The 12,267-nt window shown below is 46.3% G+C and carries 8 protein-coding genes; 3 read left to right on the forward strand and 5 right to left on the reverse strand.

Going from position 1 to position 12,267, the window contains the following annotated elements; translation table 11 throughout:
- Positions 1 to 100: 100 nt before the first annotated feature.
- The 5 genes from QT998_RS24225 to QT998_RS24245 form a co-directional block, all read right to left on the reverse strand.
- Positions 101 to 5,890 (reverse strand): PAS domain S-box protein, encoded by a 5,790-nt coding sequence (locus tag QT998_RS24225; RefSeq protein WP_333118187.1) that lies wholly within the window; start codon positions 5,888 to 5,890, stop codon positions 101 to 103.
- Between the two features lie 266 nt (positions 5,891 to 6,156).
- Positions 6,157 to 6,657, reverse strand: a complete 501-nt coding sequence (locus QT998_RS24230; protein ID WP_333087198.1) for a chemotaxis protein CheW — start codon at positions 6,655 to 6,657, stop codon at positions 6,157 to 6,159.
- Positions 6,658 to 6,683: 26 nt separating this feature from the next.
- Entirely contained in the window at positions 6,684 to 6,827 is a 144-nt protein-coding gene (locus tag QT998_RS24235) for a hypothetical protein (RefSeq protein ID WP_333118186.1), read from the reverse strand.
- A gap of 374 nt (positions 6,828 to 7,201) precedes the next feature.
- Positions 7,202 to 7,567: a response regulator transcription factor gene (locus QT998_RS24240; RefSeq protein WP_194009638.1), complete on the reverse strand. Its 366-nt coding sequence runs from the start codon at positions 7,565 to 7,567 to the stop codon at positions 7,202 to 7,204.
- 378 nt (positions 7,568 to 7,945) lie between these two features.
- On the reverse strand, positions 7,946 to 8,152 hold the full coding sequence (locus QT998_RS24245) for a hypothetical protein (RefSeq protein ID WP_333087200.1): 207 nt from the start codon (positions 8,150 to 8,152) through the stop codon (positions 7,946 to 7,948).
- A 405-nt stretch (positions 8,153 to 8,557) separates the two neighbouring features.
- Here QT998_RS24245 and QT998_RS24250 point away from each other — a divergent pair, with 405 nt between their 5' ends.
- The 3 genes from QT998_RS24250 (at position 8,558) to QT998_RS24260 (ending at position 12,251) form a co-directional block, all read left to right on the forward strand.
- Positions 8,558 to 10,009: an EH signature domain-containing protein gene (locus QT998_RS24250; protein ID WP_333118185.1), complete on the forward strand. Its 1,452-nt coding sequence runs from the start codon at positions 8,558 to 8,560 to the stop codon at positions 10,007 to 10,009.
- A 290-nt stretch (positions 10,010 to 10,299) separates the two neighbouring features.
- Complete coding sequence (locus tag QT998_RS24255; RefSeq protein WP_333087203.1) at positions 10,300 to 11,034, forward strand: phosphoadenylyl-sulfate reductase; 735 nt, start codon at positions 10,300 to 10,302, stop codon at positions 11,032 to 11,034.
- Positions 11,035 to 11,351: 317 nt separating this feature from the next.
- On the forward strand, positions 11,352 to 12,251 hold the full coding sequence (locus QT998_RS24260; protein WP_333087204.1) for a class II fructose-bisphosphate aldolase: 900 nt from the start codon (positions 11,352 to 11,354) through the stop codon (positions 12,249 to 12,251).
- Positions 12,252 to 12,267 lie beyond the last annotated feature (16 nt).

Consider the following 12,267-nt stretch of genomic DNA (forward strand, 5'->3'; position numbering starts at 1 on the left):
CCTAAAAATATTTATAATACTCATCCATCTTACCATTCATCATCGCACACTGCCAGAATACCTCGAACCCCGACTTCTTGAAGAAGTCGGGGTTCTAAAATTACGAGCGGAAATTCGCCACCGACTTTTGCAATTTTTCAACAGAACCGGACAGATCGTCCAAAGAAGCTTTGACATCCGAACCCTTTTGTGCAGTTGTATTAGCAATCTCGTTGACTTGCTGCATACTGTTAGAAATTTCCTCAGCCGAAACAGTTTGCTTGGCAGATGCGCGAGTAATATTCTGCACCAAAGCATTCATTTCTCGACTAACTTCGATGATAGCATTGAGGTGAGTTTTAGCTTCGCTGGCTAGTTTTGTGCCTTCGACTACCTCCAGCGTTCCCGATTCCATTGCTTTCATCACGCGGCTGATTTCTTCTTGAATTGTACCGACAATTTCCGAGATTTCTTCAGTAGCGCCGGCCGATCGCTCTGCCAACTTCCGCACTTCTTCGGCGACAACCGCAAAACCCAAACCTTGTTCGCCGGCTCTGGCTGCTTCAATCGTAGCATTGAGAGCTAACAAATTCGTTTGGGAAGCAAGTTGAGAAATCGAAGTGACAATTTTGCCGATTTGCTGCGAAGATTCGCCCAAACGCTTCATCATTTTTGAGGTTGAGGCGATCGTCAACCGGAGCTCGTTAATGCCTTCGACAGCGCGATCGACCGCCATACCGCCGACTTCAGCAGTGTGAGAAGACTGCTGGGCGACTGTTTCAGCCCGCACCGAAACATCTCGCACGTCGCGGATCGAATTCACGATCCGCTCGATTTCCCGCATGATGGCAGATATTTTTGTTGCTTGAACTTCCGCTTGTTGGGTGAGTTGGCTGGTATTGGTGATTGACTCGCCGGTGGCAGATGTTACCTGTTCGGCTAAAGTTTGAATTCCCGTTACTACCTTCCGCAAAGAACCGATTAAGAAGTTGAAAGAATCCGCAACAGCACCTAAAACATCGTTGGTAACTTCCGCCCTGACTGTCAAGTCGCCTTGAGCCGCGCCTTTAATTTCTCCCAACAATTTGAGGACTTGTTGAGTCATAGAATCGGCTTCAGCTTTGCGTTCTGCTGCCAATTTTCCTAGCCGTTCTTCTGCTTCTTTGCGCTCGGTGATGTCAAAGCGGATGGCGATATATTTGATTATTGTGCCGCTGGTATCGAAGATTGGGGCGATCGTCGAATCTACCCAATAAAATGAGCCATTTTTGCCGCGGTTTTTGATTTCTCCTTTCCACACCAAGCCGCGCGAAATTGTCATCCACATTTCAGCAAAAAATGCTTTGGGATGGTAGCCGGAATTGACGATCCGGTGGTCGCGGTGCAGGAGTTCTCCCATGCTGTAACCGGAAATTTGAATGAATCTGTCGTTGACGTAGGTAATCATGCCTTTGATGTCAGTTTCGCTGACGATCGCAGCTTCGTCTAGGGCATTTTGTCGCGTTTTGAGTTCTTGCAGCAAGCGTTGCTGTGTCTCGGCAAACTGCTGCATCTGCTCCTGGGATGCTTTTTCCTGGGTGACGTTGCGGCAAACTACTACACCGCCTTTGATCGCTCCCGTTTCGTCTTTGAGCGGGCTGCCGCTAATTTTTATCCACAGGCCCTCCGGCTGGGCTGCATGGCGGGTAAAAAGCTCTACTTCGCGTACTGATTCTCCTCGAATGGCGCGCGCTAAAGGTATGTCGGCGGCGGGATAGGGAGTGACGGTATCGGCCAAAAATAAGCCATATTTTCCCGACCACTCGTCGGGAAGAGTATCCGTTGAACCCAAGCCAAAGATGTTTTCGGCTGCGGGGTTGAATAAAACAAAATTGCCATTTTCGTCGGCAGCAATTATGCCGTCGCCAATGCTGTCTATTAACAGTTGCAAGAGATTGCTTTGACCTCTAAATTTGTCTTCGGAACTCGCTAATTGGGCGGTTGTTTTTTCCAGTTGCACCATCGCGTGTTTACTTTCGGTAACGTCGCGAGCCACTGCATACATGAGCTTTTGTTCGGTTTCCGGTCGCACTTTCCACGACAGCCACCTGTAGGAACCGTCTTTGCAGCGGTAGCGATTTTCAAAAGACTTTGTTTCGGTGCCACCGGCTATTTTTGCAGCTTCTGCTGTGGTTTTTTCGCGATCGTCTGGATGGACGAAATTGATAAAAGGTTGGTCTTGCAGTTCTTCTAGGGTGTAGCCGAGGGTTGTTGCCCAAGCGGGATTGATGCGCTTGAATTTGCCTTCAAAATCTACAATACAAACTAAGTCTAGGGACAGGGTAAAAAATCGCTCGCGCTCTGCTTCGGCTTTTTTGCGATCGGTAATTTCGATCGCCACACCGCCGACACCCATCAGTTTGCCGTCCTCTCCGGCCAAAGGAAAGTAAGAAGCCAGCCAATCTCGGATTACACCCGGTTGATTGACGGTTGTTCCCGATACCTCAATGTTTAAAAATGATTGGTTGTTTGTCAGAACGCTCTCCAAAATCGGCTGCAGAGTATCGACCATTTCGGGCATAACTTCCCTGACGGTTTTGCCGAGGTGTTCGGCAACTGATGGGCCGGTAGTTTCGGCTAATTTCTCGTTGACTTGCACGTAGCGCAATTGGTCGTCAAGAATAAACATGGCGGCCGGGGCGGCTGCAAAAAATGCGTCAAAGCGGGATTGACGCAAAACTAATTCTCGTTCTAGGGCTTTGCGATCGCTAATGTCGCGAGCTTCTGGAATCAGGAGCACGACTTTGCCGCTGTCGTCTACGATCGGTTTGAGGGAGAAGTCCACAGTCATCACAGCACCCCCAGCCACGAGCACGTCGGCTTCGTAGCGGACAAATTCGCCGGCGGCGGCAGAGGCGACGGCAGCTTGCACTTTTTGCTTGGCTTCTGGGGAAATCTGCCACCACAGATTCTCGGCAAACTGCGTGCCCACGAAGTCTTCGCGCCCGAGTCCGGCGGCTGTCATGGCTGTTTGGTTGGCTTCCAAAACGGTGCCGTCTGGTTCTAGTAGCCCGACTAATTGGAACGATTGGTCAAAAATGGCTCGGAACAGTCTTTCGCGATCGCGCAGCTTTTCTTGGGCCCGCTGGCGATCGCTGATGTCTCGCGTCACTGTGGCCAGGCCCACCGCCTCGCCTGTTTCTGGGTTTTTGACGGTAAATAGGGTGAAGTCAACGGGAATGTTTTTGCCTGTTTGAAAGTTTCTAAACTGGAATTCGCCCTGCCAAAAACCGTCTCGCACAGTGGCGGGCAATATCTCTTCTTTGAGGATCTTAGCGTTTTCTGGTGTGAAGAAGTCATACATATTTTTGCTTTTGACTTCTGCAATATTTTGCAATCCGGCGAGCTTAATTCCAGCGGCATTTATGTATGTTGGCTCTCCCTCCATTGTTGCTATGCCGATAAAATCCGAGCTGCTTTCGACAAGCGAAATCAATTTTTTGTTTTCGATCTCAGCCAGCTTGCGCTCTGTAATGTCGTTGTTAATTTCTAAAATTGCCTTGGGTTTTCCCTGTTCGTCTCGCTGCAAAGTCCAGCGGCTGAACACGGTAATTTTGGTTGGGTAATTGGTGGTGTGAATCAGTTCTCCTTCCCAATAATCCTGCTCTTCTAGCTGTGCTGAAATTGATGCTAAAGGTTGGGTAAATCTCGTATCGAACAGAGTGTGAGTAACTTGTCCTAAAGCTTCTTGCTTTTTCCAGCCGTATATTTTTTCAGCGCCTTGGTTCCAGTAATCGATCGTCCCGTCTAGCTCTCGAATAATCAAAGCATCGCTGGCGAGGTCGAGCATTTGCAAGTTTTGCTGCAAGGCTTGTTCCGCGCGCTTGCGGTTGGTGATATTGCGGGCGATCGTTGACATAAATTCAACTTCTCCGCTGTCGGATTTGTGAACAATAATTACTTGAGAAACCGGTATTTCTTCGCCGTCTAAAGTCTGCCAAATTGTCTCGCCGCTCCAAACTCCATCCCGATAAGCTGCGGGGATGGCGACGTTTATAACAGTATCGACACTTTTGGGCGATGTCAGGTCGGAAATGGTGACTTCGGCTAAATTTGCGTCCTCGCCAACTTTTAACATTTCCCTGGCGGCCTGGTTGAGATAAATGGTGTGCTGCTGGGAGTCTGTCATCCCTACCCAGTCTGTTGTGGCTTCTAGGATGGCTTTGAGCCGCAGTAGCTGCTGTTGGGATTCGCGGCTTTCTGTGATATCGCGGGCGAAGCCGAGCATTCCTATAGTATTGCCTTCTGCATCTTTGAGCAGCAATTTCTGGGTGTCGAATACGTGTATTTTGCCGTCGGCTAAGGTGGCAGAGTCGTTGGGGGCCGGCGCGGTTTTGTTGTCGGCGCGGAAGTTTTGGATTTGGTTTTGGGAGTCTGTTTGGGCGTGGGTGTTGCTGAAGATGCGATCGGCCGATATGCCAAGTTCTAAATCATCTTTGCCGATAATTTCTGCTGGAGTTTTGCCGAAGGCGGCGGCGAAACCTGCATTGACTAAGGCGTAGCGGCGGTCTTGATTTTTGACGAAGATGCAGTCTGGGGTGGCGTCAATTACTGTCCGCAGCAAACGTTGGGAATTTTCTACTTTTGCGAGTGTTTGCCGCATTTGTTCTTCCATTTCCACACGCTTGGTGATTTCTCGAATCGCGCAAACGAGGACTTTGCTCCCGGAGGCATCTACAAAGGTAGATTTTTTGACGGAGAAAAACTGGGTATTTCCGGCTGGGTTTGTGATAGTTTCTTGGGTTTCAATGCTCGTATTTGCCAAAAAGACTAATTGATTTTTTTCTTCATATATATCTGCTTCTTCTTTCGGTAAAAAGTCGCGGTAAGCTTTGCCAATTAGTTCTTCTCGGCTGTGGCCGATGTATTGACAAAAGGCATCATTTAATGTTAGCCATCGGTGCTGTTCGTCTTTGACGTAAATCGGGTCGGGGATGGTGTTAAGGATATTGTTTAAAAATTGTTCCGAAGCTTTTAATTGCTCTTGAACAACGGTGCGCTCGCGAATCTCTTGTTGCAATTGGGCGTTAGTTTGCGAAATTTGCTCGGTTCTTTCCTGGACTCGCTGCTCTAGTTCTGCCGTTAGCTGTTTCAAGGCAGCTTCTGTTTGTTTGCGTTTGGTAATTTCGCGGCCTTCTACAAGTATTTGATAGACTTGTCCAGTTTCATCTAACAGGGGTTTTAAGGATAGATCCATTACTATCAACTGGTTATTGAAGCCGGTGATTTCGTATTCTTCCCGCACAAATTGGCCGGTAGAGACTTGTTGAATGTTGGTTTTTATTCGCTGCTGGTTGGTTGGGGATGCTGCCCACCAATGTGTGTGCCAAAATTTCTGTCCCAGCACTTGTGATTCTGGGAAATTGCCTAATTCTAGCGCTGTCCGATTTGCTTCGATCAAAGTACCGTCTGGTTCTAACAATCCGATGATTTGAAAAGCTTGATCGAAGATGGCTTGAAATCGCTGAGTAGTTTGGCTGAGGGCTTGTTCTGTTGCTTTTTTGGACTTGAGAATTTGGGTGGAACCTACTAAGAATTGGTAGCGGTTGGACAAACTCAAAAATGCGATCGCCGGAATGACAGTCATCCAATCGGAGATAGTTTGCGCCACCGGGGAGTGCGGCAGTCCCAAATATTGGGCGGCGTGGCCGCTGTGTCCGAAAGCGCAACTCAAAAATATGGCTGCTGTGACTGTGGCGAAGATGTCAAACCCAAATTGACGGTTTCGCCACAAACCTAAGCTGATCAGGAAGCCGATCGCAAAATAACACAAACAAATGATGCAATTGGCAATCCCAGTTAGCATCGATGGAGAGAAGTCAGGTAATGTGAGGGTGAATGTCGTGGCGATCGAGCTATAGAGAAGTTTCATGATAAAATTTATAGTTGGCAACTCAAATGCGGGCGATGGAACGATCAATTTTAGATTTTAGATTTTAGATTGACTCCATATTCTTCCTTCTTCCTGATGACGTTGGACGTTCGATGGGGGGAGGACAGCACTAATGACTAATGACTTCTTCCATCTTCCATCTTCCATCTTCCATCTTCCGACGGACTTACATCCGTTACATCCGTTACATCCGTTACATAATCCGTTACATCCCGTACATTGCTCGTTGCCGAACTTCCTTCTACTTACCAGCGATCGGAATGGGCGATGGCTTCGACATCGACTATCATGAGCAAGCGTCCGTCGGAATTGTACAAACCTTTCAAAAAAGGAGCTAAGTCAGGGCTGACATCTATCGCCGAGACAGTGCGATCGGGATTTAGAGATAAAACTCCTTCGACGCGGGAGACGGCCAATCCCATCCGCATCTTCGACAATCTCACGTCTCGGGGATCTGGCGCTTCCACCACTAAAATGCGGCTGCTTGGGTGGTGAGTGTCAACCGGTTCGATACCTGCAAACCCTCCGAAGTCTGCGGTTGCTAAGATTTCGCCCCGCAAGTTGGTTAATCCCAGCAAAAAAGGCAGGGTGTTGGGAACCGGGGAAATCGGTTGTTCGCTGAGGGAAAGCACTTCTCGCACAGCCTCTAATTCTATGGCGAACAGACTGCCTCCTTGACCGAAGATAAGAAATTGTTTTGTTCCACTTGTCTGATTCCCCGCTACGGTGGGAGCAGTTGCTTTCATTGTAGATTTTTTGTTTATAGTCTAGCTTACAAATTAGGATTTTGCTTTGCCAGGAAAGGGGAGCATCTCACGAGAGGGCAAAAACCGTCTTTGAGGAGTGCGATCGTCCAGATTCCTAGATTTATACCTATAGCGATCGCTGCGATCGCACTTTGTGTAATAGGGAGCACCTAGTGTTTTGCATTTATAGTACGAGTTTAATATCTCGCCAGCACAATACGCGAGCTCTTGAGGTGCTCGCACGCTCAATAAAAAAAATGTTTTTTGCAAAACACCAGATGCTCCCGTGTAATACCCTGTCCGGTCAATTACCCAAATAAAAAAGGTTAATAATGCGGACTGCATTCCGCATTACTAACCAATGTAAACTCCGTTAATCGACCGGACACGATATTAAATAAATCGCGGATTTGACAATTAATCAACTTGCGATTATTATTAAAAGTAAAAATTTTAAGGAATTGTGAAACCCAGTTTTTTCAAGAAAACGGGGTTTCTAGCTATAATGTTTTTTGTGAGAGCTAATGAAGGCTATATATTGTGTTCATGCCGAAAGCAAGCGCTGCACGATGTTGACGAGTTGCTGAGCTTCAAAGGGTTTGCTGACGTAAGCGTCTGCGCCTAAATCGGTTCCCCAAGCTTTATCAATGTCGGTATTTTTATGAGTACAAAATACTACTGGTAAGTTGGCAGTTGCGCGATCGCCCCGCAATTCTCTGATCACTTCAAATCCGTTCATTCGCGGCATCACTACGTCTAAAACGACAAGATCCGGGGGTTTTTCTCGGATCAGGGCGATCGCTTCTTCGCCGTCGCTAGCCCGGATCGCGTCCATTCCGGCATCTTGAAGAATGCGGCAGATGATTTCGAGTTCGCTGGGAACATCGTCTACTACTAAAATTTTTGACATAATTCCATACTTCCTTGCTGTTGTTGACAGCCGACAATTCAGGATTGAGAAGCTGGCGCGATGGTTGTTTGGCTGCACCCCGCCAGCGAAAAAATTAATTCACTTCTAAATACAATATAGCCGATCGTACTGCCGCTGCGGGCAGAAAAAAGTTTAGTTAACGAACAATATACAAGATGCAAACGGATTTTGAGGAATTTGGCAATTGGGATTTGGGATTTGAAATTTTCCATTACGAGTTACCCAATTTAAACTTCAATAATTACTCGCAAATTACCGCACTTTTTAGTAACCAGACAGGCTATTAATGAACCCGATCGCTCAAATTCCCAATCCAGCAAAGTTGAGCAGATTTTTAAGTTGTGCCGCGACAGTTTGTTAATCGATTTGGGTAGTGCGGACTCGATAATTCGCAGTTGGTTGTTGGGGAAATCGGGGACTAAATTTAACATCATTTTCCAGAGTTAAAAAAATACTGCCGATTGCCCAAACTTGGGGCGAACAAGCTACAGGATACTGCACGGGGCGATCTACATTAAAATTTGTTGTGCGATAGATATTTGCTGCGGTAGGTTGTGCTGGCAAGTTCTGTTAACTGATAACTTCTTATCACGCACAGTTAATTTAATAACATTTTAAATATTTAGTCCATAGTACCTAAGATGGAGATTTTCACATCAGCCAATCGCACTTTTTGGCTTTGATTTTGATATAACAGGGCTACTAAACCGCAAACCAGCTTAATTGACTTCTACCGAAAGAAAGAATCCTACGCAATCGAGGTATTTTTCCCAGTAGCATCTTCCCTTAATATCAAAAGTTGTGTAAAATACTGCAGTACAAGGGCTGACGCGCTGGCGATCGCCAAAACCGGCTTTTTCAACTCGCTCGCGCGCACTCCCCTGAAATTATTATCAAAAAAATCTCGGTTGATGCGCCGCCAAATAAAAAATGCTAATTCAGTAATTTAATTGGGATAAATTTATAAATATGAGCGTTCAGTTTAGCGAGATTCAACTCCCTTCAATTCCCAGCCAGCAACAACCAGAAAAAATAAAAAACGCTGGCAATTTTGCCCATCAAAACAAGCCCAATGTGCCCGAAGTGAAGGGGATATCGCGGCGAGGGATGACTGAAATTATAGCAGATATTCAGAACGAGCGAGGTGACAGCATTACTCCTCTGGAATGGACTTATTGTCTCTGGGCTAAAGCTGAATGGGACACCAAAAACCCCGATCGCGCCCCAGAAATATCCCAAGCTATTTGGCTGGTAGCTCAAAACAATGTCCGCCTGAAACAGCAGTTGCTGTGGCGCTTGGCTCTGCACCACAGCCACCAGTTAGAAAATCCTGTTTCTAGCAATGTTCCGGTGCTCGATCGCTTTTTGGTAGAGTGCTTTGCCGAATTTGCCAGCACGGCGGCGGGTATCGATGCTTTACCAGTACAAATTATTAAAATCCTGACTCGCGATAACTCTGATTACGAGCTAGCAAAACTCAGTTGGCAATATCTCAAAACCCCAACAGAGCTATTAGCAAAAGCTCAGTTACCCGCCACAATCCCCGCAGTCGATCGCGCTCAAGTACATCTTGCCGGAATTTTTGCTAAAAATCAGGTTTCCGATTTGTCGGGCGTAGAATGGCTGCTTAGGTGCTTGAAGGAAATGCCACCAGCGCCGCAACTTGCAGCAGTTGAAGAGTTGTTAGTGAAAATTTCGAGCGATATTCTCAAAAATCAAAGGCCTAAATTGGTTGAGTGGGTGCGAGATGAATATTATCCCAAATTGCAGTTAGTTTCGGCTCCCGCCCGAGAGTCGCTGATTCGATGGATTGGCGCACTAAATTATAGTTATTTCCAGAAAACAATTGATTTGGTGGCGCGGATGCTGCGGCTGTCTGATGCAGAAATTAAGCAGTTGGAGGAGCGCCGAGATTTTTGGGCAAATTATAGCGATCGCCTGAAGCGGGTGCGGTTGCTTTTGCCGCAGTCGTCTGTGAGCGCGATCGGCTACCAGTTGCAGTTTGATGTGGATATCTTACCAGATGAGGGCGCTCCTCCAACTGAGGTCTGTATTTTTCAGTTTGAGGATTATTGTGCGATCGAGTTTTTCCGGGGCACTGGGGCGGAAATTCGGTTAATTGGGCGCAGCAAAGAGAGCGATCGGCTGTTGTTTGTCAAAAAAGAACTTTCAATTAAGCGCATCAGAAAATTAGGTGGCGAAGTGCACGATCGCGTTTTTATGTGGCAGAGTTCCTGTGAAAAGTGGCTAAAACAGAAAAATATTCTGCCCAATGAGGGGACTAAATCTTTTCAGGGAATGTCGCAGTATTACGGCAAATATGATGCTACAAATGGCTTGAGAAGGCCGGAACCTCAAGAACAAAAAGAACGCGAAGTTTTATTGAAAAAGTGGCAAAAAGAAATGGAATCTTTGTCATAATGATTGCGACTAATCAGTTTGTAGTGAGGAATGCGAGTCCGCAAAAATTAAGCATGACTCACATTCCTCACTACAAACCTGGGCGAACTGTGCGATAGTCATATTTTCCCCGGTAGAATATTTTGGGTTGACCGAAATTGCTACAAACGGGCGATCGTCCTCCTCAATCTCTCCTCGCGGGTACAGCCGAAAAGACTGCCGCCAGATGCCGTCAAATTAATCAGTGAGATAGATACTGCGATCGGCTATAATAAAGGGCTAGAGGAAAAGAACACCGAAAATCCGAAAATATGGTTGCCATCCAAAGAAATCTCAACATTGCCGCGCTAGAAGCAGAATACAGTCAAAAAACACCCAGAGAAATTATCAAATTTGCCCTAGAAAATTTTGACAATATCTCAATTTCTTTCAGCGGTGCCGAGGACGTAGTTCTGATCGACATTGCCTCGAAAATTACCAAAAACTTCCGCGTTTTCACTTTAGACACCGGACGATTGCACTCAGAAACTTATCAGTTTTTAGATGCCGTCAGAAAACATTACGGCATTAAGTTAGAAGTAATGTTTCCCGATGCAGCAGAAGTACAAGCCCTAGTAGATGAAAAGGGATTGTTTAGTTTTTATGAAGACGGTCACAAAGAATGCTGCGGCGTGCGAAAAGTCAAGCCGCTGCGCCGGAAATTGAATACCCTCGATGCTTGGATTACAGGTCAGCGCAAAGACCAAAGCCCCAGTACCCGCAACGGTATTCCGGTGATTGAAGTTGACGGTGCTTTTTCAACTCCAGACCATGAATTAATTAAATTCAACCCCTTAGCCAATTGGTCTTCAGCAGAAGTTTGGGAATACATTCGCGCTTTGGAAGTGCCTTACAATAAGTTGCACGAACGCGGTTTTGTCAGCATTGGTTGCGAACCTTGTACAAAACCAGTATTGCCAAACCAACACGAACGCGAAGGTCGTTGGTGGTGGGAAGAATCGACAATGAAAGAGTGCGGCTTGCACGCTGGTAATGCACAAAAATAGTGCATAAAGTTGTATGGTGCGTCAGGTGGAAAATTATGAGTTTTTTGTCAAAATATTCAGCCCTGACGCACCATACAATAACTATTGTATAAGGTGCGTCGCTGTGAAATTGTCGATGTTTGTTTAGGAATTGTCGATGTATCCGCACCCTACGGCTTCTTTCTTCCTGATGACGTTGTACGGAAAGCTCGGAGGCGACAGCAAAACATGACTAATGACTAATGACTTCGCTCAGGGTAAAATAACTAATGACTAATGACTAATGACTTCTTCCATCTTCCATCTTCACTTCTAAAAATTTTTTAAGTCAGGTATTTATGCTCGCCTCAACTAGCGAATTGCTGAACACGGCCCGGAGAAACGCTTATGCGATCGGCGCTTTTAACGTGTACAATCTCGAAGGAGTAAAAGCCGTCATCGATGCCGCCGAAGCGCTGCAAAGTCCTGCGATGCTGCAACTTCACCCCAGCGCCCTAAAATACGGAAAATCGCCTTTAGTCGCGCTTTGCATGGAAGCCGCGCGCAAGTCTTTAGTGCCGATCGCAGTACACTTAGATCACAGTACCTCAGAAAAAGATATTCACCTCGCCCTAGCTGCTGGCATCAAGTCAATTATGGCTGACGGTTCTCCTTTGTCCTACGAACAAAACTTAATATTTACTCGCAAAATGACTGAATTATCCCACGCTAACGGTGCGGTGGTTGAAGCAGAAATCGGCAGAATTAGCGGTACGGAAGACGGTTTGACAATCGAAGAAAAAGCGGCTAAAATGACCGATCCAGTGGAAGCTGTAGAGTTTATTCAAGCAACTAAGGTGGATTTTTTGGCGGTAACAATTGGCAACGTTCACGGCAAATATTTCAGCGAACCGAAACTCGATTTTCCGCGTTTGGCAAAAATCCGGGCTTCTGTTTCGGTGCCGTTAGTGTTGCACGGCGCTAGCGGTTTGCCAGAATCGATGATTAATCAATCTATTACATTAGGCGTATCTAAGTTTAATGTGAATACGGAAGTTCGTGATGCTTATATGGAGGTGTTGAAAACTAGCAATTCTTTGTCAGATCCTGATTTGTTGGAAGTTATGCAAAAGGCGATCGATGCTATGCGATCGGTGATTTCTGGCAAACTGCAACTTTTTGGTTCTGCAGGTAAGGCTTATTTGCATCAGTCACCTTACGCGGATGAGTTGACGGCAAATAATGTTAGCAATAAATAAGCTGAATTTAATCAAA

The organism is Microcoleus sp. S1D4 (assembly GCF_036700765.1).
GTDB lineage: Bacteria > Cyanobacteriota > Cyanobacteriia > Cyanobacteriales > Microcoleaceae > Microcoleus.